Genomic DNA, 24,211 nt, shown 5'->3' with positions numbered 1-24,211 from the left:
ATTCTTTACGCTTTTAATTAATAAAAACATTTATTCCTGTCTGTTTATATATACCCAGCCAGTTTTATTCTCGCCATTTGATGTAGAAAAAGAGTAGTAATAAGTTCCCGTAGGCAGCTTATCTCCGTTATCTCCCTGTCCGTACCATTGGTTTGTGTATGCTCCTTTATAATTGAATACTTCCTGTCCGTAACGGTTAAAGATGCTTATTTTGGTTACTTCAAATCCGGAAAGATCAAATGCATCGTTCATACCATCGTTGTTTGGCGATATACCTCTTGGTATAAGGCAGCTCGTGTTGCTTACTTCAACCGTGCTTTCTCCGGTACATCCGCCAGCTGTAGTAATAACAACCGTATAAGTTCCTTTATCGGTAACAGAAATTGTAGCTTCAGAAGAATTGAATCCATTAGGCCCTGTCCAGCTGATAACTGCATTTTCATCATATGATCCATTTACCGGCAATACGCTTAATTTGTAAACATTATCATCGCAACCCTCTGTTGTATTTATAGAAACCGCGTCAGTATTCTGAATTACTTCGACAGATTGTACCGCAATACATCCGCCATCTGTAGTTACAGTTACCTCATACGTTCCAAAACCTTCCGTCTGAACCGAAGCACCACCTGCAATGGCACTGCCGTTAAATGTCCAATTGTACGTAGCTGTCCCGGTATTAAAGTTTGCACCAGTTACCTGGATTGTCGCATTTGATGCATCACATACAACGTAAGGCCCTCCTAAATTAAATTCAGGTAACGCGTTAATGGTAATTTCAAATGTGGTGTTCCCATCTTCTTCACAAGCATCTGTACCTTCGTAAGCATAAGTAACAATGTATGTACCTGCTGCACTGTTAGTAATATCTATAGCTCCTGTTAAGTCATCAATCACTAAACCTGTTGTAGATGTAAAGTTTCCTCCTAACGTAAACCCTACAGCGAGGTCTGGTATTACAAGTCCCGCATCTTTACAATATTCAGGTTCGTACTCAAACTGTGTTATCGGTGCTATCGTTTCGAGTATGGCTATTGTTGCCGTATGGCTAAATGCACTTGTACATGCTGTGGCATCCTCTTCAACATTATAAACAATAGTATGAGAACCTACTGCAGCTGTGCTAAGATCTATTTCACCCGTTTGTGCATTTACAGTAAGTGTTGTTGAGCTGTACACTCCTCCTGTTACAAATTCAGAAGGCAGTATTGGCATTGGGTTATCGTTAGCCGCAACACAAGTATCATCATATGTAAAACTGATAGCCGGTTCAGCCGGTGCTGCTATAGTTATTGCTGCTTGGTAAGTACCTCCTGTTACACAATTGCTATCAGCGATAGTATAGATAATCTGATAGGTCCCGGGTTGCGTTGCTGACAGGTCAACAATACCTGTTACCGGATCTATCGTAATATTAGCATCAGCGGTGCTAAATATTCCGCCCTCTGCAAAACCTGTCTCTTTAACAGGAGCCGGATTTGCTGAAGCAATACCGCAGACACCGTCGGCATACGAAAATGCGATAACAGCATTTGTATTTGGCGTAACGATTGTCTTAAATGTGTAAAGCATAAAACATCCTGTTGATGCGCTTTCTACCCTTGCATAAATTACTGCATCATTTGCAGACTGATAAGCTGACGTTCCTGTAATAGCATCCGCAGGGTTTCCTGTTGTTGCTAACACTTCAGTTTCAAAATAGCTTACTGCATAGTCTGCTGCATTAGCCACATTGTATAAAATAGCAGTTGTTGTAAGGTCAAGGTTAAATACTGCCTGGGCAGTAGCAGAACACAGCGTTATATCTTGTGGTGCATTCACGACTATAGGCGCATAAAACTCTATTCTTATACTGTCGCTGGTTTGGCAGCCCGATGTAAGAACTGTGGCAGTAACGTTATAATCTCCATTTTCTGTAACTGTGTATGATGAGCTTGTCGCTCCATTAATTACAGCTCCGTCTTTCGTCCATATAAAACTGAAATAGTTTGTGCTTAATCCGGTATCCAGAACTTTATTGGTTCCTGAGCACTGTGCAGTGTTATCGCTAACAAGCATATCGTCTCCAAGGTTAATATGGCCTACATCAAAGCTGTCGCCATCAAGGAAAATAGCTGAGTCGTAGTTACCGTCATTTTTCTCTGCAATAACCATTTTAATATGATATACTGCTCCAGGTACTACAGTTGCCTGTGCCTGTAATGGAATTGTATGACCAAGGAAGTTAGCTGAAGAAGCATATCTAGATACACCTTTATATCCGTCATATAATTTATCAAATGATGTTGGGTTGCTTGAATCACAGTTCCCTGTAGTATCATAGTTATATTTTTTATCACGGATGCTTGTCACCGATACAGGAGAGTCTGTACCCGGAACTACTGCAAGGTTCGTAGTATTACCATTTTCATCTGTAAGGAAGAAGGCAAATGCATCACCCCACTGGCATTGGAAAAGTCCGTAATCTTCTGATGCAAAAAGAAAGTTGAATGACAATTCATTCCCATAGGTCATAAAATCAAATTCCAGTGACGATGCATTGTAAAAATTCTCAAGTCCCTGCGACGTTCCCGTTGCTGTTATATAATCAAACAGATCCTGGTCGCCCGGCCATAATATAGAATATGGCGGTGTTGTCTGTGCATAGGTAACAGACTGTATAGCCGTTTTAGGTCCTGTAGCATTACTTGCCTTACCTGTTGATAATATTATACCATCATTAAAAGGAAACTCAGAACCATTCTTATTAAAATAAGCGATACCATTATGCGGTGCACCGAAATTAGTTCCTGTTGAAGAAGTAACATTTGCAATCTGGGCACAATTTTCGTTTATAAGAACATCTGTCACTAATTGCGATGGCGTATATGTACTTTCGTTGATAGCTATTGCCTTGGCAGGCGTAGCTATACAAATATCAAAACGTGTATCATTTGCCGTGCTATAGTTAGAGAATATCCTAAGTTTGTAGGTTGTACCTACTATAAGGTTATTTACCAGTATATCGTTATTATTATTTGTACCGGTAAGGAACAAGTTGGTATTATAAGCTACAGTCGTTCCCTGTGTACACAGTACTTGCTGAAGGCTCGTACAGCTTCCGCTGTATAACACCTTACTTAAGTTTAGGTTTGTATTAGAACCTGCCCTGTTGTTGATATATATGATATGTGATGTTGATGACGCTGTAAACTCAAACCATACGTCATCATTAGCATAGGTAGCTATACCGCACACATTGCCCTGTGGTGATGCCGTTGCACCCGCTAGTGTCGCATGATATGGCGTATCGCAATAAGCAGATGTGCTTACAGGTAATACATAAGCAGTATCACAATTATCATTTGTAATTTTGGTTACAAATATTTTCTCCAGCGTCCATGTACTTTTTCCTGAAGCACCGCCGCATACTGACCTTACATAAACAGAATAACGAGTACCCGGCGTAAGGTTTGCAATTGTATATGGATGAGATGTTACCACCTGCCCTACTGTATTTGCATCAGGAGCTGGTTGCCCTGTAGGCACTACATACAATTCCCACGAAGACGCAGTTCCCGGCTCTGTCCATTCTACAGTTGCAGTGGTAGTCGTCGTTGCAGTAACCGCTGTACTTTGAGGTTTAGGACATTCTACAGGGGTACACGTTGCAGCACCCGAATAAAATGGTGTGTTTATAGGCGTTACATCTTTTACATAGCTGTAAACGGTTTCATCATAAGAATCAAAAAGCGTTACACTTGCTGTATATGTAGCCCAGTTCGCATAGTCCCACTCAAGTGTAAACGGTATATTAGGGCATATGGCAATAGTACCTGTGTTAGTAAGGGAGAATGCACTTACAGTACCAACTAGTATTCCATTTTGCAGGACTCTTATACTGCCAAACGTTCCGCTGCCAGAAGTAGCGTTTATTACAAGTTTGTAATTACATCTGTCGGCGGCAGGACAAACTAATGTATTGAATACGTATGGCCCCACCCACTGACTTTTTTGAGTTGCAGAACATACTGCCCTTACATAATACTCATAAATAGTAGCCGGGCTAAGGTTTGTTGCACTATAGGTATTAGAAGAAACCAATGTACCATCTGTCGTAGGCACTCCGGAGTTCTGAGGCTGTACTGCTACTTCCCACTGTGTTTCGTTATGACCGGGAGTCCAGGATAAGGTTGCACTGTTGTTCCCTAAATTAGATGCTGTAAGTGCAGTAGGATCTGGACAGGCCGGTATATCCTCTATAATAACTTCGTCGATAAACAGTGTCCATGAGTTTGTAGAAACATTTGGCACGTGGAAAGCAAGATTCACAACACCTGTGTAATTGTCAAGATAAACTATTTTTTGTTGGTAAGCCGGATTATTTATCGTTTGCTGAGGCATCAGCACATTGGTAAAGTTTGCAGGAGCAGATCCCGTAGTAGAAAGCAGCACTTCCATATCTGTAGGATAGGTTGCAGAAACTACCCTGTACCTAAATTTAAGCCTTTGGTTACCATTAAGCTGAATACCCTGGCTTATCAGCCAATCATTATTGCTTGTACTGTTATAGTATTTTGTAAGTGATGCTGCCTGGTCTCCCTCATACATAAAATAGGTTGTATTAAGGTTCCATGTAAGGTTATCAGCATTTGCATCTACAACGGTCCAGCATACCTCGCTTGGCGATCCGTTATTAAATGTCTCAGTAAACGGAGGTGTAATAATACCGCAAGCCGTCATAAACGAAGTTCCTTTTATCCAGTAGCTCTTATTAGTAGGAGAACATATCGCCCTTACATACACGTCATACGAAGTAGTATTAGGAAGGTTTGTGTAAGGATACGAAGCCTGATTAGCAACAACTGAACCAGTAACATCTCCAAGCGGAGCAGGTGATCCCGCAGGACGCAATACAACTTCCCATGAAGTTGCCGTGCTCCCGTTAGGGTTCCATGATATTGTTGCAGAAGTATCTGTTATGGCAGACGGAACAACATTAAGTGGAGGAGTACATGCACTTATTACAAAAGAAACGTTATCTATTGCTGCCGGAGGCTGAGATCCTGTAAAAGTGTCGTTTCGCCATTCAAAAACAAGTCTTCTTGTAGTGCCTGCAAATGGCGCAACGTTAACAACACCATTAAATGTTGTCCAGTTTAGACCATTAGCAAAATCGCCTGCAAGTTTTATGTTTGTTGTAGTATTAGCTACTATTTGCGTACCTGGTACTAATGGCAATGTTGTAGGAACAAGATACGCCCTTACATAGTCAGATCCTGCCTGGCCTATACCTTTCCATTCAAACGCAAAATCGCAAAAAGTTGCATTTGCCGGAATTTGTATGTCGCGGTAGGCCTGTACAACAGATCCTGCCGTTATGGTATAAAGGTTATTCAACCCATTATCGTTACTCACAAATAAGGCACTGCCTGAGGCTCCGGTATTTGCCGTAGCGTTTATCTGCCAGGTATTTACCTGTGTTCCATTATTCAATGTCCATTGCGGCGCACTGAAATCATCAGTATACGGCAATTGTGCAGATATCTGTGTCGTAGCAAATGCGATTGGGCCTGTCCAGATACTATAACTTCCGTCAGTACATCTTGCCCTGACATAATACTCGTAGTTTGATGATGGTACAAGGTTTGCTGGCGACGCTCCTGTCGTTTGCGTAACTGTTGGCGTTACAGTTGTAACCGTTTGTCCGGCGCCTGCAGGAAGTCCACTGCCAACATTTTGCACGGCAACCTGCCATTCAGTATAGGCTCCGGCTGTCCATGACAGTGTTGCTGAATTTTGAGTTGTAGCGCTTACCGAAGCACCTGTTGGCGCAGCACAGTTTACCTGTTGAAGGCTCAACGTGTAAGGTGTTGTCTGCGAAGAAGTGGTACTCGAAATAACTATATAAATTGGTGTACCCGCTGTTACTGCCAGCGAAGGTATAATCAGTGGCGCAGCTGTAAAACTTACTGTTACGCCAGCAATACAAGAAGTTCCTATATTGGCACAGTTTGCATACACAAACATACCTGTATAACTAGTATTTCCTGTTACGCTTACATATATGTTTCCTGTTACAGCAGGAGTATATCTATAAACAACATCATTACCATCAAGGTAGCTTCCTATCGCATTACAGCCTGTTCCAGGAATACCTTCATAAACATCGGCAAAATTTGTAGTGTTGTTAGACGTAGTATAAGGCAACGCAGATGGTATTACTATTGGATCATTACATGTTTGCCCCAACTTACCTGTTTTAAAGAAAGTGGGTGTTGGTACTGTGCTTTTCCCTCCATCAGGGCAAATTGCCTGTATATAAACTTTGTAGTTAGTATCAGCAGTTAATGTTTCTCCTGCATTAAGTCCGTAAACATATTGAGGGCTAGCTCCCTCATAAATGATACCGCCATTTTCTGTAGGCGTACCATCAGCAGGAAGAACTTCTATTCTCCATTTTTGCGCACTGCTGTTATTTGTCCAGTTCAGCGTAATTGTACTGAGCGTAGGATTTGATGCCACAACTCCTGTAGGAGCAGCGCATACTGACGTACACGATACATCATCTATAAGCCAGCGATCTTGGTTAGCAGCCTCCATAACAAAAGCCACACGCACATTTCCTGTAACGTTTGGCATGGTTATCACTTTTTCAAAATACTCTGTTTGCGTAGGATTTAACGTCCAGTCACTCCAGGTGCCAAGATCAACATAGGCAGAAAGATCATAAGGGTCAGATCCCGGTGTTTCTAAAAGATATTTTACCTTGTAAACTCCTCCCTGTGCTCCTGCAATGGTAAGCCTTGACCAAAAGTGCAGTTCGCCATTTTCAGGAAGATTGAATGATTTAGAGATCAGCCAGTTCTTAGGAGCAGCACACGTTGGACATGCACCTTCCCTATCGAGATATGCAGCATAACTTCCTGAATGAGGTGTTATAGCTGTACTGTTAAACGGACTTCTTACCCATGTGGTATTTGCGGTTGCTGTTTCCTTAACAACAATCCACCCTCCGGGAGGCGCTGCGGGGTAGCCATTTGGCTGAGTCACCCAGGCGTCTTCAAAACTTTCATTAGGGAGCTGTCCATAGCCCAAAAATGAAAGCAGCGACACCATGATGAGCAGTGTGATTTTTTTCATAGTTAATTTATCTTTAAATCTAGTGTAGTTAATAGAATCCAAAAATAAATTTTTACTTGTCTGCAAGATTAAATTGCTCCTAGACAAATACTGAACAACAAAAAAATAAAAATGATATAATTATTTAATAATCAAATACTTAATAAATAATTAAATATTTAGTACAATATACAAAGTCGTTTTACTGGATAGTAAAGATAAAATCATCAAGATTTTGATCTGAAGCTAAATTTAACTTTTTCCTAATCCTGTATCGGGAAGTATGAAGGCTTTGCAAGGAAATATTTAGAAGTCCGGCTACCTCGTGCAGTGACATTCTTATTTTTACGTATGCACATATTCTTACATCGGTAGTAGAAAGTTGTGGGTATTCCGACTTTATTTTTTCAAAGAAACCGGGATGTATTTTTTCAAATACTTCTCTAAATTGTTCCCAGTCTTTTTCCTGATTCTGGTTCTGGAATAAAATCGATTTGAGGTCAGACTCAATATCTGACTTTGTTTTTTTACTGCTTTCTAAAACCTCTGAGATTTCAGACATCAGTTTATTTTTAGCAATTAGCTGAAGACTTATGGATGTAACCTCCCTGTTTTTAGAATCCAGCTCCAGTTCCTGCTGCTGTGATCTAAGCTTTAAAATCTCGTTTTCTGCCTTTTCTTTTTCTGTATTTATAAGCTCTCTTGCAATTTTTTCCTGTAAGCGTTCATTTTCAAATTCGCTAATCTTTAAATTCTTTTTGTTGTTACGATAGAACAGCCATACAAAACCGATTATAAGCAGCGATAAGAAAGAGGTTAGAATAATTGAGATTGTAAGGTAATTGCTCCTCTCTTTTTCGATATCATATTTACTCTTAAGGAGGTTTTTTTCAAGTTCTGATTTTTCAAACTCATTGGACCATTTGAGCTCTTCTATCTTTTGCTTCACTTCAGACCCATACAAACTATCCTTAAGGTTATAATATGAGCGTGTATATTGTGCATACTGCTCATATTTCTGCTCAATCCTGGATAGTTCAGCTAATTGTTTTAAAGCATCAAGCCTGCCCTTAGGATAATTTATATCTTCAGACATCTGAATCTCTTCATTAAAATACTTTCTCGCCAACAAAAGGTTATTTTTCTCAAAATGATTGTTCCCCAAATTGAGAAGTATCCTTTCTTTTAGTCTTTTGTTATTTATTTTTTCAGATAATGCAAGTGCTTCATTAAGCATCCTGAACGAAGCATCATAGTTTTTTAAGTTGGCCTCTATGTTGCCTATGTTTACCATTATGCTAAGGATATTTACAGTATCCTTAAGCTTTGTAAATGTAGCAAGCGACTTTTGCTGGTATTCCTTTGCAGTTGCAAATTCCTCTTTTATCATGTAAACGTTTCCCATGTTGCCATAAAAAACGCCAATTCCCCTTGTATCCCCTAACTTATTATAAATATCAAAGGCTTTATTAAAATTAAGAATACAGTTATCATAATCGCCCATCTCAAAATACAGTACACCAAGGCCATTATAAGCCGATGACAGATTTTTAATGTCACCGGCTTGTTCAAAATAGTCCCTTGATTTGAGGTAATAGTTTAAGGCAATAGTATATTCGTTCTTTAAAACGTAATACTTGCCCAGTATGATAAATATCTTGAACTTATAATAACTCTCATTTAGCCGTTCAGCATATTCTAATGCACGGTCACTATCTTTTATTACCCGATCTGTAAGTCCGGTGTTTACATCCAGAAGTGTCCTGTAATAATATCCTTTTAAATAAAGAGAATCATTACCTGTTGATTCAGCTTCGCGAATAGTAGCATCAGTGATCTTACGGGCTTCATTTACATTCGTCGCAGCTATAGATTCAAAATCAATTACGTCATTATTTTTTTGGACACTGGTATCTTTTGTCCCGTCCGAACACGAAAAAAGTGTTGCAAACAGCAAAAGTGCAAATAACGATAATAAAAAATTGAACACTCTCCGATTCATTTTTCAAAGATAGGAGTCTACAGTAATATTTTAATTACTCCAATGAAATTTTAGTTAATTTGTTGCGAATATAACTTTCCTAGTGCTGATGCCCCCCGCCACCTTCGCTCTTAAGTAAATGACTCTGAATATAATATGCTCCTTTCAATACAATTTTAGTATCGCTGTCAATTTGCTGTAAGAGCATAACCTGAACATAACCCAACTGGGCAGTACCTGTCTTTATTTCAATACGCTGAAAGTGAAAAGCTTTTTCGTAATTGTGAGAATGTACTTTTGCGTCATCATGATCTGCTTCTTCATGTTCATGATCTTCGTGCTCTTCTTCAAGAATAAAAATAAATTCCTTTCCGTCGGCCTTAACAACCGCTTCCGCAGGCAGGGCTTTTACTTCCCTTGTCCCTACATCAATTAGAGCATTGACATACATACCGGGAATAAGTACCTGATTGTTATTGGTTATATCTGCGTGCACGGCAACCGACTTCGTGTCGTTCTCAAAAGACTTGCTAACATTGAATACCTTTCCTGTAATTTCTTTATTATCCTGATTTGTGAGCGTAAAACGGATATTTTGTCCTGCTTTTACTTTACCAAGATCTTTTTCATAGACTAAAAGATCAACGTGTAATTTTGAATTATCCACGATGTTGAACAATGGTTTGCCTACTTCGGCGTTACTGCCAATTTTTACATTTACCTCCGTTATATATCCAGAGATAGATGCTATGACCGGCATTGCCGATGCTGCATTTTTATCGTGACCCAGATTAAGTATGCTCAATTGTTTTTGCAACGAGCTAAACCGGGCCTTTTCAATCTCAAAGTCTGATTTAGTCCTTTGGAAAACCTTTTTCGAGTTGACATTTTCATCGCTTAGTATCTTTTGTCTGTCATATTCTAAAGCAAGAAATTCAAGATTGCTTTTTGAGGTAAGGTATGCCTCCTGTAACTTGGCATATTCAAGGCTTTCAAGTGTGGCAAGCAACTGGCCTTTCTTTACAAATTGACCCTCTATGACATTTATAGTCTTTACCACACCCGATAAATGTACCGAAATATCAGCCTGATTTTGTGGCGGCAGTTTCGTATAGCCGTTAGCATTAACGACGTCACTCAGGTTTTTCATGCTAAAGCCGCCTAACACTATATCAGATGCAGTATACTGCGCTTCATTAAGCGCCACCTCTTTAATCGTCGAGGCTGCTTCTTCCTTATGCTCAATATGTTCTGCCTCATTTACACTTGCCGGTTCATTCGTTTTTTTCAACAGATAGAAACCCATAAGTCCTCCTATCACCATTCCAAGAATGACATAAAATACAGTTGCTATTTTTATATTTTTCATATTTAAATTATTGGTTTAATAAGTACTGAAGGTTTATTACAGTCTCATTAAATTTATTGATTGCGTTAATGTGGTTCAGCCTGATGTTTAGGGCCGTTTCCAGTCCCTGTACATATTCTACATAGGCAATATCTCCGTTCATGTACGCCTTTGTTGCATTTTTAGTTATGATTTCTGCGTTAGGCAATGCAGTAGATTTATAATAATCAAGCAATGACTGATAAGTAATCAATTGTTCCATTTGCTGCTGGTACTGGCTTTTCAGCTGTTTTTCCATGTATTCGGCATTCTTCTGCTGGATCTCTACATTTGTTTTTGAAGCATTTATGCGGGAGATACTGCCGCCCGCAAAAATGGGCAGTGTAATACCTACAGAAAATCCCTGAAACCGCAGCGAACCATCATAGTAGTGCGTTTGCCCATCAACTTCCTGGTTGCCCTTTAGCGATTGGATAAAATATCCTGCCGACAGGTCGGGCCAAAGGGTGGACTTTTCTACCCTGCTGTTTGCCTCTGCAACCTTAACTTCCTCCTGAGATAAAAGCACATTTGCATTTTGTTTAATACGTATAGTATCAATTTCAATAAGAGAAGGAAGTGCTGAGTATGATGTATCGGCAATAATGAAGTCATCATTACTGTTTAAAAAAACATTCATTTTAGATTTTTCCACCTTAAGCAGCGCTTCGTTTTGCTTAATGAGCTGCTGCAATTCCTGCTGTCTTGCTGTAGCGGTTACCTTTTCAAGTGAACCAGTCTCGCCAGTTTCAAATTTTAAGACAGCTGCTCTTACAAACCGTTCCATAAGCGTATTTTGTTTTTGCAGGATTGCGTTAAGCTTGGAGTAATACAAAATAGTGTTCCATGACTGCCTTATATTGAATGTGATCTCCTGTTTAGTAACAGCTAATCTTAACTGTCCTGCATTGCTGTTTGCCGTAAAAAGTTTCCTTTTGGCTCCAAACTGGAACGGGCTAAAGCTCTGCGAAACACTTATGTTCTTATCCTGTGCTTTGGTGTTCATTTGACCAAACATCCCGTTGACCTCTGTTTTAGGGAGTTCATAAGCCGTTCCTTCAAGCTGTTCCTGCATTTTAGCACCCAGTTGCGATGCTTGTACCAATTGGTTATTCTTTAGCCCTTTTTCTATAGCTCCTTCAAGGGTTAACTTCTCCTGCGCATTTCCGCCAAAAGAAACCAGAAACAAAATAATAGCCGGTAGTACTGAATTTCTTTTAGAATTAGCTGTAAAGCCTTTTTCAAAATAGTAATATATTATAGGTAATACTATAAGCGTAAGGAGTGTAGCGGTTATTAACCCGCCTATCACCACAGTAGCCAGTGGTTTCTGCACTTCTGCACCTGCACTGCTGCTTAGTGCCATTGGCAAAAAGCCCAGTGAAGCAACCGATGCCGTTAAGATAACCGGCCTCAGCCTTACTTTTGTACCTTGTTTAATACGCTCGTAGATACTATCCATTCCTTCTTTTTTTAATTGGTTAAAATAAGCTATCAATACAATTCCGTTTAATACAGATACCCCAAACAGGGCTATAAACCCTACTCCTGCCGAAATGCTAAACGGCATGTCCCTTAGCCATAAGGCAAATATTCCCCCTATGGCAGATAGCGGAATCGCAGTAAAAATCAATATTGATTGTTTTATGGAATGGAATGTAAAGTAGAGCAGCACAAATATTAACCACAAAGCCACAGGTACTGCAATCATAAGGCGTTTATTTGCATCAATAAGATTTTCAAACTGTCCGCCGTAGGTCACATAATAACCATCGGGCAGCTTAAGGTGATCTTCCAGTTTATCCTGAGCCTTTTCAACAACTCCCTGAATATCTTTACCCCTAACGTTAAAGCCTACAACAATTCTTCGTTTTCCATCTTCGCGGCTAATCTGCATCGGGCCATTTTCATATTGTATATCAGCAACCTGTTCCAGCGGTATCTGGCTTCCCGAAGGCAGCGTAACAAATAGCGATTTTACATTGGCAATATCCTGTCGGCTGTCGGCGTCAAGGCGCACTACAAGGTCAAAACGTTTTTCTCCCTCATACACAAGCCCAGCAGATTCTCCTGCAAAACCCATCCTGATAACGCTGTTTAAGTCGCCCGTGTTCAGGCCATACAAAGCCATTTTGTCTTTATTATAACGTACTGTTATTTGAGGCAAGCCCGATACTCTTTCTGCTTTAGCATCAAAAACACCTTCAACACCTTTTATCAGTTCCAGTACCTCATCGCCCTTACTTACCAGCAAATCGATATCTTCTCCAAATATTTTTATAGCAACATCGCTGCGCACTCCAGTCATTAACTCATTCATACGCATTTGTACCGGCTGCGAAAATTCGGTTGCAGCACCCGGAATATCGTTTAGCGCTTCTTCCATCTTCTCCATCAGCTCCTCCTTTGTTTCTGCCGATGTCCATTCGCTCCTGTCTTTTAATATAATTATCATATCCCCTGCTTCAATTGGCATAGGATCGGTTGGTATTTCTGCGCTTCCTATTTTCGTTACCACCATTTTTACTTCAGGAAATTTTGCCTTAAGTATTTTCTCTGCTTTAGTGGTTGCTTCAATTTCCTGCGATAGCGAACTGCCTGAAGCTATAATCAAATGCGTTGCGATGTCGCCTTCATCAAGTGTCGGGATAAATTCGCCTCCAAGAGAATTGAATATAAATAACGAAATGACAAAGAGCGCAGCCGAAGCACCAACTATAATGCCCTTTAATTCTAAAGCTTTGTTGAGTAATGGCCTGTAAAAATTGTAGATGCAATTAATAATCCTGTCACTTATGTTTGGTGTATGCCCTGCTTCCCGTTTAAGCACGAGAGAACTCATCATTGGTACATATGTTAACGACAACATGAAGGCGCCTAAAATCGCAAACGAGACGGTTTGCGCCATTGGGCCAAACATCTTACCTTCAACACCTACAAGCGCCAGAATAGGCAAATAAACTATAAGTATTATAATTTCGCCAAAGGCAGCACTGCTCCTTATTTTAGAAGAGGCTTCATAAACCTCATCATTCATTTCCTGCGAAGTCAACTGTCCTGCTTTTCTGGTTTGCAGCCTGTGAATAATGGCTTCCACAATAATAACTGCGCCATCTACTATAATACCAAAATCTATCGCGCCAAGACTCATAAGATTACCACTTACGCCAAACAGCTTCATCATTGTTATGGCAAATAATAGCGCTAATGGTATAACAGAAGCTACTACCAGACCAGCCCTCCAGTTACCTAACAATAGTACAAGTATAAAGATTACAATCAGGGCACCTTCAATCAGGTTTCTTTGGACAGTGCTTATCGCATTATCTACCAGCTTTGTCCTGTCCATAAATGGTTCTATAGAAACACCTTTAGGCAGTGATTTCTTTATCTGCTCCATTTTATTTCTCACCCGCTCAACTACCTGTCCGCTGTTTTCCCCCTTCAGCATCATGACCATCCCACTAACTTCTTCGCCTTTGCCATCTTTAGTAACAGCACCATAGCGAATGCTGCTGCCTATGTGTACCGTAGCCACATCGCGCACAAGGATAGGAATTCCGTTCTGGTTTTTGATAACGATCTTATTTATGTCCTCTATACCGCTTACCATCCCGATACCCCTTATAAAATAGGCATACGGCTTTTTATCTATATAGGCACCGCCGGTATTTTCATTATTAGCTTCCAACGCCTGAAAAATTTCGGCAATGGTAGTGTTCATGCTTTTAAGCCTGTGGGGCTGTACTGCAATTTCGTATTGTTTTAAGTTACCTCCCAAAGTATTTACTTCGGCGACACCCTTAGTACCTATAAGCTGGGGCTTAATAATCCAGTCCTGAATAGTCCTCAGGTCTGTCGCATTAAATTTTTCTTCAAATCCTTTCTCAGGAAAAACCACATATTGGTATATTTCACCCAATCCGGTACTTATGGGAGCCATCTCGGGAGTGCCAAGGTCTTTAGAAATTATATCTTCAGCTTCTTTAATGCGTTCAGAAATTTGGGCCCTCGCCCAATAGATATCTACATCTTCCTCAAAAACAACGGTAACAACGCTTAACCCAAAACGGCTTATGGAGCGAAGCTCAATAACTTTAGGAATCGGTTTTACGGCCTGTTCAATAGGATAGGTAATAAACTGCTCTACTTCCTGGGTGGCAAGTGTGGGGGAGGTTGTTATTATCTGCACCTGATTATTCGTAATATCAGGCAGGGCATCAATCGGAAGGTTATATAACGAATAAATTCCAGCTATGGTTAATGCTAAGGTGAACAGCCCAATAATAAATTTATTATTGATACTGAAGTGAATAATCTTATCTAACATAGATTATGTATTAGTATAATGAATAGGGTTTAAGGCAATGCCTTACGTGAAAATTATCCACGCCTTTTTACCCGGCTCATCGCCGGTATTTCATTATGCTAACTGGGGCGGCTGCCAGATGGTGCCATGAAAGGTAGATTTTACCGATTGGTAAAAACTTTGTGCTTCCTGAAACTGAGGTTCAAAATGCAATGTCTCAAACTCTAAAGTAGACTGCAATACAATTGCAGTAACACAGCTTCCGCAAACGCAGAAAGGCGTACACAGTTCTACGTCATGATGCTGGTCACTATCATTATGAGATAAATAGGTTTCGGTTCTGCGCTGCATTTGTGTATGGGCATCGCTGCAAGGCATAACCATAAGTATCAGTAAATAAACTGATAAGATAGCGGTTAATATCTGCCTTGTTTTTTTCATTGGTTGTAAAATTAGTAAGATTTTGCTATAATTCTAATTTTAGGTGCCTATTTATTTTATAGTATGATAAACTACGAGAGTTCCTTATCATACTATATTACAGCTGCGATAAAAATTCAAAAAATGTAGTTTTGTCACAAATTAAATAGTCATGCAAAAGTTTTTTGTAATCATTTTACATAAACTGTAATTTGATTTTACATACATTTGCAGCTCACAGAAATAATAAATATGATTTTTAATCAGCTACATCATCATCATTTTCACACTGGCTCAGATGCGAGAAGGAAATGATATGTAGTTAACTAAGATATTTTCTAAACCCGTTTGAGTAAAATCAGACGGGTTTTTTATTTAATTGCGCTCCCCTTCTTTTTTTACTCAGGCATTATTCTAAATAATACGATGAGTACATTAAAAATAGCTATTCAAAAGAATGGCAGGCTAAGCGAAAAGTCGCTTCAGCTTCTAAAAGAGTGTGGCATAAAACTCTCTAACGGAGAGCGTACCCTAAAAGCCACATCTTCTAATTTTCCTATAGAAATACTTTTCCTGAGAGACGACGATATTCCGCAATATGTCGAGCAGGGCGTTGCCGATATAGGCATACTTGGCGAGAATGAAGTTTGGGAAAAGGATAAGAACGTATCGGTAACAACAAAACTTGGGTTTGCAAACTGCCGGTTGTCGTTAGCTGTTCCTAAAGAGGTCAACTATACCGGTCCTGCCTATTTCAATCAAACAAAAATTGCTACCAGCTATCCGCTAATACTCCAGCAATTTTTAGATAAAAATAATATTGAAGCCGAAATAGAGACCATTAGCGGCAGCGTGGAAATTGCTCCCGGTATAGGGCTCGCCGACGCTATTTTTGATATCGTGAGTACAGGCAGTACGCTACAAATGAACGGGTTGAAAGAAGTAGAAACTGTTACTAGAAGTGAAGCGGTCCTGATAAGCAATATAAACCTCAATAACGAAAAGCAGGATATTTTGAATCAACTGCTTTTCAGGATACAGTCTGTAAAAAACGCATCTGAAAACAAATACATACTGCTTAATGCGCCAAATGATTCAATAGAAAAAATATCAGGCATATTGCCGGGTATGAAGAGCCCTACTGTACTTCCGCTAAAGGAAGCCGGGTGGAGCAGCATCCACTCTGTAATTAATGAAGATGATTTTTGGGATAACATCGACCGCCTTAAAACCCTTGGTGCCGAAGGTATACTGATTGTTAATGTAGAAAAAATGATCCTTTAAGCTATGATACAAAAGATAATAAACCCTACCGTAGAAAACTGGGCTTCTTTAAGCATAAGGCCAAAACTGCCTGCCGCTAATCTTGAGGAACTCACAAACCAGATATTTAAAGAAATACAAACCAAAGGTGACGAAGCTGTAAAAAAATATACAGGTTTTTTTGATGGTACAATTCCGCCAAACCTTAAGCTTACACCAAAAGAGATCAGTACCGGGGCATCGCAGACTTCTAAGGAATTACAGGCTGCCATACAATTAGCAAAGGCCAACATAGAAAAATTTCACCTTTCACAAAGAGAAGAGAAGAACATAATTGAAACAACTACGGGAGTTAGCTGCTGGAGAGAAAGCCGTGCAATAGAAAAGGTAGGCATTTATATTCCTGGAGGCTCTGCCCCATTATTTTCTACAGTACTTATGCTGGGCTTACCTGCTAAAATTGCAGGATGTAAAGAGATCATTCTGTGTACACCGCCTGATAAAAGCGGAAAAATCAACGATGCAATACTGTATGCAGCACAGCTTACAGGCATAGAAAGCATATACTGCATTGGCGGTATCCAGGCCATCGGTGCTATGGCAATCGGCACAGAGAGTGTTCCAAAAGTAGATAAGATCTTTGGCCCCGGCAATCAATATGTAACTGCCGCAAAGCAAACCGCCATAGACTTTGGCGTGGCTATAGACCTGCCCGCCGGACCGAGCGAACTATTAATAATAGCCGATGCCTCATCTAATCCTGAATATATAGCTGCCGATCTATTGTCTCAGGCAGAACACGGTGCAGACAGCCAGGTCATCCTTCTTAGCAATAACGAGAATATAATTAATGAAACGCTTAAAGCACTATCTGTTCAAATTGAAATGCTTCCGCGAAAAGAGGTGGCGACTAAAGCATTGCAAAACAGTAAAGCTATTGTGTTAGACACTATCGAAAATTGCGCTGAATTTAGCAATCAATACGCTCCCGAACACCTCATACTCGCCTGTAATGATGCCGAAAAGTATACTAAGTATATTACTAATGCAGGATCTGTGTTTTTAGGCAACTATAGTTGCGAGAGTGCTGGTGACTATGCGAGCGGAACAAACCACACGCTCCCTACAAATGGCTTTGCAAAAAATTACAGCGGCGTGTCGCTGGATAGTTTCATTAAGAAAATAACGTTCCAGAAGATAACCCCTGAAGGCTTACAAAACATTGGCCCGGCCATAGAGATAATGGCCGCAGCTGAGCAGCTCGATGCCCACAAAAATGCAGTTTCAATACGATTAAAAGATCTTAAAAATGTTTAATTTAAATACACTTGTACGCCCAAATATCCTTGCCCTTGAAGCCTATTCTTCGGCAAGGGATGAGTTTTCGGGAAGTGAAGGCATCTTTCTGGACGCTAACGAAAATCCTTTTGGAAACTTAAACCGTTATCCTGATCCTCTGCAAAAAGAACTTAAACAAAAGTTATCGGCAATAAAATCAGTTGATACCGGAAATATTTTTACTGGCAATGGCAGCGATGAAGCCATAGACCTGTGTTTCCGTATTTTTTGTAAACCGGGTAAGGACAAAGCGCTAATCTTTACCCCTACTTATGGTATGTATGAGGTTTCGGCAAACGTAAACAATATCGAACTGATAAAAGTTGAATTGGATTCTAATTTCCAGATTGATAGCGATACCGCAAAAGATGCATTAGAAGACAATATGATAAAACTAATCTTTATCTGTTCGCCAAATAATCCTACCGGAAACACGATTAATAACGTTGAGGATATCGTGAAGAGCTTTAATGGAATTGTTGTTGTAGACGAAGCCTACGCCGATTTTAGCAATACATCTTTAATCGATAAAATTGATGTATACCCTAACCTTATAATACTGCAAACCCTTAGTAAATCATGGGGACTTGCAGCAGCCCGCATAGGGATTGCCTTTGCATCTGCTGACATAATAAAACTATTCAATAAAGTTAAACCACCTTACAATATCAGCAGGCTCAATTATACTGCAGCCGTGGATGCCCTGGATAAGTTAGAAATCTACAAATTACAAAAGTCTACGATAATCTCAGAAAGGGAAAAACTCACTGCGGCTTTAGCAAATCTGCCAATGGTCAAAAAAGTATATCCATCTCAGGCTAATTTTTTATTGATACAAGTTACCGATGCAGACAAGATTTACAATGCCTTGGCAGCAAAAAACATAATTATCAGGAACCGAAACAAAGTAGTTAACAACTGCCTGAGAATTTCTGTAGGTACTCCACAGGAAAATCAGGAATTAGTAGCTGCTTTGAAAACTATTGAATCATGAAAAAAGTATTATTTATAGACAGGGATGGCACGCTGGTTATAGAGCCCCCTGTTGACTATCAATTGGACAGCCTTGAAAAGCTGGAGTTTTATCCGGGTGTTTTTCAGGGACTTTCAAAAATCGTGAAAGAACTCGATTATGAATTGGTTATGGTTACGAACCAGGATGGCTTAGGAACAGATTTTTTTCCTGAAGATACGTTTTGGCCTGCACACAACAAAATGATACAAGCTTTTAAGAATGAGGGTATAGTTTTTAGCGAAATAATTATTGACAGAAGCTTTCCGCACGAAAACCTGCCTACAAGAAAACCGGGAACTGCCCTGCTCACCCACTTTATAAAAGGAAATTATGACCTTGAAAACTCTTATGTAATTGGTGACAGGCTTACCGATGTTGAACTTGCAGGAAATTTGGGGTGTAAGTCTGTTTTTATGGGTCAGGAATGTGAAACCGCAACATTAGTGACACAAAGTTGGGAAGCAATTTACAGGCACCTGAAACAACTGCCCCGAAAAGCAAGTGTTGTACGCAAGACAAATGAAACCAATATTGCCATTACGGTAAACCTTGATGGTACAGGCCAGAGTAATATTACCACAGGATTAGGCTTTTTTGACCACATGCTGGATCAGCTGGCACGCCACGGCGGTATTGATCTTTCCATAAAAGTTGCTGGTGATCTGCAAATAGATGAGCACCACACCATAGAAGATACCGCATTGGCACTTGGTAATGCTTTCCTGCAAGTCCTGGGCAGTAAAAAAGGAATTGAGCGCTATGGTTTTTTATTGCCTATGGACGACTGCCTGGCACAGGTGGCAATTGACTTTGGCGGCAGGCCGTGGTTAGTTTGGGATGCTAATTTTACCCGTGAAAAGGTTGGAGAAATGCCTACCGAAATGTTCCTGCATTTTTTTAAATCGTTTAGCGATACCGCAAAATGCAACCTCAATATCAAAGCCGAAGGTGCAAACGAACACCACAAGATAGAAGCGATATTTAAAGCGTTTGCAAAAGCCGTTAAAATGGCCGTTAAACAAACAGATAATTACAACATACCCAGCACAAAAGGAATATTATGATAGCAATACTAAAATATAACGCCGGCAACACGCAATCTGTAGTGAATGCAGTGACCAGACTGGGCTATAACTGTGTAGTGACCAACGATGTAAACGAGATAGTAAACGCCAATAAAGTCATTTTTCCAGGTGTGGGCGAAGCAGGATCGGCAATGGCTCATTTAAAAGCGAATGGCCTTGATACAATTATTAAGTCGCTAGAACAACCTGTACTGGGAATATGTCTTGGCTTACAGCTTATGTGCCGATTTTCTGAAGAAGGAAACACAAACGGACTTGGCATTTTTAACGCGGAGGTTAAAAAATTTCCTCCACAGGATATTGTTCCTCATATGGGTTGGAACAGAATTAAAGCCGACAATTTAGATCTTTTCTATAATATAAACACAGATGATAACTTCTACTTTGTTCATAGCTATTATGCTGAAATAAGCAAATATGCTGTAGCCGAATGCAATTACATTTTACCCTTTAGCGCAGCATTGAAAAAAGATAACTTTTATGGAGTGCAGTTCCATCCTGAAAAATCAGGGAGTGCAGGTGAGCAATTACTTAAAAACTTTTTAGAACTATGAAGATAATACCAGCTATAGACATAATAAATGGCAAATGTGTGCGCCTCACTAAAGGTAATTATGCGACCGAAAAGGTATACCATAAAAACCCGGTAGAAGTAGCAAAACAATTTGAATATGCCGGTATAAGATATTTACACCTTGTTGACCTTGACGGTGCAAAATCTGGTGGAATAGTTAATCATAAGGTACTGGAAACAATATGCAGCCAGACAAAACTTATAGTTGATTTTGGCGGGGGCATAAAATCAGACACAGATATTGAACTGGCTTTTAACAGCGGTGCTTACAAAGTTACTGTAGGCAGTATTGCTGTAAAAAACCCTGAACTTGTAACCCAATGGATATCTAAATATGGATCGCACAGAATTGTGCTGGGTGCCGACTGTAATAATCGAAAAATTGCCATTAACGGCTGGGAAGAAGACAGCAATATTGATATTATGAGCTTTATAAAAAAGTATGAAAAACTGGGCATCAAAAATGTAATTTGTACTGATATCGCGAAAGATGGAATGTTGCAAGGTCCTTCTACTCCGCTATATCTGGAAATTATAACCTCAACGGGAGTTAAACTTACTGCCAGCGGTGGCATATCATCCATCAAAGATGTTTATACCATGAAACAGATAGGCTGCGATGGGGTAATAATAGGCAAGGCTTTATACGAAGGAAAGATCAGTTTAAAACAAATCAGTAAACTATGCTAAAGAAGAGAATAATTCCGTGCCTTGATATTAAAGATAACAGGGTTGTAAAAGGCGTAAATTTTTTAGGCCTTAAAGATGCCGGAGACCCTGTTACGCTGGCAGCCCTTTATGCAGATCAGGGTGCCGACGAACTTGTTTTTCTTGACATAAGCGCCACTATAGAAAAAAGAAAAACATTGGCTGTGCTCGTTTCGGCAATTGCCAAAGAGATAAACATACCTTTTACCGTAGGCGGTGGAATAAACAGCGTTGAAGACGCCAAACTGCTCATTAACTGCGGAGCCGATAAGGTAAGCCTGAATTCATCTGCTGTAAAAAATCCACAGCTTATATATGATATCGCAAAGTCATTGGGAAGTCAGGCCGTGGTTGTTGCTATAGATGCAAAACTTGTAAATGGTACCTGGCAGGTTTTTATTAATGGCGGGCAAACGGCAACTTCCATAGAACTCGTTAGTTGGGCGAAACACGCCGAGAAAATGGGAGCCGGTGAAATATTGCTTACTTCTATGAACAATGATGGCACTAAAAACGGATTTGCAATGGACGCTGTTAACTGCGTTTGCAATGCTGTAAGCATTCCCGTAATTGCTTCAGGAGGTGCCGGATGTAAAGAACATTTCGAAGAAGTTTTTACCAATACTAAAGCTACTGCTGCATTGGCCGCAAGCATTTTTCATTATGGAGAAATAAACATTCCCCAACTAAAAGAATATCTAAACCAACAAAATATCCCCATACGATGATACCTGATTTTGAAAAAACAAATGGATTGCTTCCTGTTATCATTCAGGATGCCGTTAGCCTTACAGTACTGATGCTTGGCTATATGAACAAGGAAGCATTTGCAAAGACTAAGGCCGAAGGAAGAGTTACTTTTTTTAGCCGCAGCCGTAACGAGTTGTGGACCAAGGGATCAACTTCCGGAAATTATTTAAACGTAGCTACTATCAATTTAGATTGTGATAATGATACGCTGCTTATAACTGTTTATCCGGAAGGGCCGGTATGCCATACCGGAAATATCTCCTGCTTTGGTAACAAAGGCAGTAAAGGTTTTCTCTATACCCTTGAAAAAAAAATTGAAAACAGGATTGCATCGGATTTGGATACATCATACACAAACACCTTATTTAAAAGAGGTATTAATAAGATTGCGCAAAAAGTGGGCGAAGAAGCGGTAGAGTTGGTAATAGAAGCTAAAGATGATAACGATGATTTATTTAAGAATGAGGCCGCCGACCTTCTTTACCATTTCCTTATACTTTTAAAAGCTAAAAAAATGAACCTCAATACTATTGAAGATGTATTGCAAAAGAGAGCCGGTAGTAAATAAAACAGGGACAAAAAAAACCGCAGTTTACAGCTGCGGTTTTTATTCTTGTTCTTATATTATAAATGTCTAAGTTTATCTACGCGGGTGACCGATGCAAATTTCTTCATCAGCAGCTTTAGCTTCGGGTTGATGTAATTTTCACAAAACGGTTTTTGCGTATCGCTGAAATAATAATTCAACAGTTCATAACGGCTCATTTTAAAGTCGGCGAAAGAGAGAACCTGTGTAATTATAGGGTGCTCAAATTCTAATTGTAACCTGGCAATTGCCGATTTTGCTTCAGTACTATCTTCATCCTGAAAAGTATATACCGCAGAGCGGTATTTACCGCGCATTGAGTGCTGTGAGGTGCTGCCATGCGTATATAAATGTACAGCGATTAATGTATCAAAGCCGATAACTTCAGGATCATATTCAACAATTACTTCTTCAGAAAAGGAATTATTCCCTTCATCTGAGGCAATCCATCCCTGCTGCACTGACTGCACACCTTTTAAAGCCATGAAAACAGCTTCGGTACACCAATGGCAGCCACCACCAAATCCCGCTTTTTTAACCATTACTTATTTACTTCCGTGTCCGTTTCATCCCTTAGCTTTTCTTTAAACAGCTGTCTGAATTTTTTAAGCTTAGGGTCTATCACAGCCTGGCAATAACCTTCCTGCGAATTGTTTTTGTAATAATCCTGGTGGTATTCTTCGGCCTTGTAAAAATGGCTGAACGGCTTAAGCTCTGTTACGATTGGCTCCGCATACGCTTCCTGCAATTCTTCAACAACATTTTGGGCTGCCATTTTCTCCTGCTCATTGCGGTACAGGATGATGCTGCGGTATTGCGTACCCACATCGGCACCCTGCCTGTTTAGCGTAGTAGGATTGTGCGTACTCAAATGTATGCGCAGCAAATCTTCATAAGATATTTCGTCAGGATTATATGTCACTTCGATAACTTCGGCGTGGCCGGTCAATCCACTGCATACTTCCCTATAGGTTGGGTTATCAATCTTACCATCGGTATATCCGCTTTCAACTTTACTTACGCCTTTGAGCAATGTAAATACAGCCTCAGTACACCAAAAACAGCCACCTCCAAATGTAGCTTTCTTATCGTTTGTGGTTACCTTTTTCAGAGCAACTGCATTCATACAGTAGCGAAGGCCGCTTGGTGGAGGCCCATCCTGAAAAACGTGCCCAAGGTGCGCATCGCAGGTATTGCATAATGCCTCAATACGAACCATTCCATAACTTACATCTTTATGGTAGGCAACAGCGTTTTCTTTAATTGGCTGGGTAAATGAAGGCCATCCTGTACCGCTCTCAAATTTTTCTCCTCCATCAAATAACAACGTGCCGCAGCAAACACAGGAATATATTCCTGGTTCAAAAAGCGAACACATTTCAGAACTATGAGCACGCTCTGTACCTTTAAGCCTCGTAATCCTGAATTCTTCATCGCTCAAAAGTGCTTTCCACTCTTTCTCTGTTTTTTCAACACGATGATCCGGCTTTGGGTTACCTGTACTTGCAAACTTTACAATATCAATCCATTTTAGCATGATAATTTCCTTTCTTTTATTAATGTGAAGTTACCACATTAAGTATAAATACTATGCCAAAAAACTCATATATGATCTAACGACTTTATTACCGCTATAATGTCAGGTTATTGTCAATCATGTCATAGAAATTAACCTTTAACTTAAAACCTGATTT

At 39.9% G+C, this 24,211-nt stretch carries 15 protein-coding genes; 8 read left to right on the top strand and 7 right to left on the bottom strand.

The genetic code is table 11. The features are described from left to right. Positions 1-30: 30 nt before the first annotated feature. The 5 genes from R1T16_RS18135 to R1T16_RS18115 form a co-directional block, all read right to left on the bottom strand. Positions 31-7,122, bottom strand: coding sequence for a choice-of-anchor L domain-containing protein (locus tag R1T16_RS18135; RefSeq protein ID WP_317502552.1), 7,092 nt, complete (start codon positions 7,120-7,122; stop codon positions 31-33). Positions 7,123-7,303: 181 nt separating this feature from the next. Then, on the bottom strand, positions 7,304-9,103 hold the full coding sequence (locus R1T16_RS18130; RefSeq protein WP_317502551.1) for a tetratricopeptide repeat protein: 1,800 nt from the start codon (positions 9,101-9,103) through the stop codon (positions 7,304-7,306). Positions 9,104-9,182: 79 nt separating this feature from the next. Next, entirely contained in the window at positions 9,183-10,451 is a 1,269-nt protein-coding gene (locus tag R1T16_RS18125; RefSeq protein WP_317502550.1) for an efflux RND transporter periplasmic adaptor subunit, read from the bottom strand. A 7-nt stretch (positions 10,452-10,458) separates the two neighbouring features. Continuing rightward, a complete protein-coding gene (locus R1T16_RS18120) occupies positions 10,459-14,799 on the bottom strand; it encodes a CusA/CzcA family heavy metal efflux RND transporter (protein ID WP_317502549.1) in 4,341 nt (1,446 codons plus the stop codon). A gap of 93 nt (positions 14,800-14,892) precedes the next feature. Further along, a complete protein-coding gene (locus tag R1T16_RS18115; protein ID WP_317502548.1) occupies positions 14,893-15,219 on the bottom strand; it encodes a DUF6660 family protein in 327 nt (108 codons plus the stop codon). A gap of 405 nt (positions 15,220-15,624) precedes the next feature. Here R1T16_RS18115 and hisG point away from each other — a divergent pair, with 405 nt between their 5' ends. Genes hisG through hisIE form a run of 8 tightly spaced genes read left to right on the top strand, consistent with a single transcriptional unit; the run spans position 15,625 to position 22,499 of the window. Beyond that, positions 15,625-16,482, top strand: coding sequence for an ATP phosphoribosyltransferase (gene hisG / locus R1T16_RS18110; RefSeq protein WP_317502547.1), 858 nt, complete (start codon positions 15,625-15,627; stop codon positions 16,480-16,482). Between the two features lie 6 nt (positions 16,483-16,488). Then, positions 16,489-17,778, top strand: a complete 1,290-nt coding sequence (gene hisD / locus R1T16_RS18105; RefSeq protein WP_317502571.1) for a histidinol dehydrogenase — start codon at positions 16,489-16,491, stop codon at positions 17,776-17,778. Continuing rightward, positions 17,771-18,793, top strand: a complete 1,023-nt coding sequence (hisC, locus tag R1T16_RS18100; RefSeq protein ID WP_317502546.1) for a histidinol-phosphate transaminase — start codon at positions 17,771-17,773, stop codon at positions 18,791-18,793. The genes hisD and hisC overlap by 8 nt, the downstream gene beginning before the upstream one ends. Then, complete coding sequence (gene hisB / locus R1T16_RS18095) at positions 18,790-19,878, top strand: bifunctional histidinol-phosphatase/imidazoleglycerol-phosphate dehydratase HisB (RefSeq protein ID WP_317502545.1); 1,089 nt, start codon at positions 18,790-18,792, stop codon at positions 19,876-19,878. Before hisC ends, hisB begins: the two co-directional genes overlap by 4 nt. Beyond that, positions 19,875-20,453 carry an imidazole glycerol phosphate synthase subunit HisH gene (hisH, locus tag R1T16_RS18090; RefSeq protein ID WP_317502544.1) on the top strand — a complete coding sequence of 193 codons (579 nt, stop codon included), beginning with the start codon at positions 19,875-19,877 and terminating at the stop codon, positions 20,451-20,453. The genes hisB and hisH overlap by 4 nt, the downstream gene beginning before the upstream one ends. Further along, positions 20,450-21,163, top strand: coding sequence for a 1-(5-phosphoribosyl)-5-[(5-phosphoribosylamino)methylideneamino]imidazole-4-carboxamide isomerase (gene hisA, locus R1T16_RS18085; protein ID WP_317502543.1), 714 nt, complete (start codon positions 20,450-20,452; stop codon positions 21,161-21,163). Before hisH ends, hisA begins: the two co-directional genes overlap by 4 nt. Then, on the top strand, positions 21,157-21,909 hold the full coding sequence (hisF, locus tag R1T16_RS18080; protein ID WP_317502542.1) for an imidazole glycerol phosphate synthase subunit HisF: 753 nt from the start codon (positions 21,157-21,159) through the stop codon (positions 21,907-21,909). The genes hisA and hisF overlap by 7 nt, the downstream gene beginning before the upstream one ends. After that, complete coding sequence (gene hisIE, locus R1T16_RS18075) at positions 21,906-22,499, top strand: bifunctional phosphoribosyl-AMP cyclohydrolase/phosphoribosyl-ATP diphosphatase HisIE (protein ID WP_317502541.1); 594 nt, start codon at positions 21,906-21,908, stop codon at positions 22,497-22,499. The genes hisF and hisIE overlap by 4 nt, the downstream gene beginning before the upstream one ends. A 56-nt stretch (positions 22,500-22,555) precedes the next feature. On the opposite strand, the gene R1T16_RS18070 is transcribed toward hisIE, so the two are convergent. Further along, complete coding sequence (locus R1T16_RS18070; RefSeq protein ID WP_317502540.1) at positions 22,556-23,059, bottom strand: peptide-methionine (S)-S-oxide reductase; 504 nt, start codon at positions 23,057-23,059, stop codon at positions 22,556-22,558. After that, the gene (locus R1T16_RS18065) at positions 23,059-24,054 is read right to left on the bottom strand and encodes a bifunctional methionine sulfoxide reductase B/A protein (RefSeq protein ID WP_317502539.1); all 996 of its coding nucleotides are present in this window, start codon (positions 24,052-24,054) and stop codon (positions 23,059-23,061) included. Before R1T16_RS18065 ends, R1T16_RS18070 begins: the two co-directional genes overlap by 1 nt. Between the last annotated feature and the right edge of the window lie 157 nt (positions 24,055-24,211).

The organism is Flavobacterium sp. DG1-102-2 (genome assembly GCF_033042555.1).
In the GTDB taxonomy this organism is placed as follows: Bacteria; Bacteroidota; Bacteroidia; order Flavobacteriales; family Flavobacteriaceae; genus Flavobacterium.
Note: the sequence above shows the minus strand (reverse complement) of the source record. Positions and strands in the feature narration are given on the sequence as shown.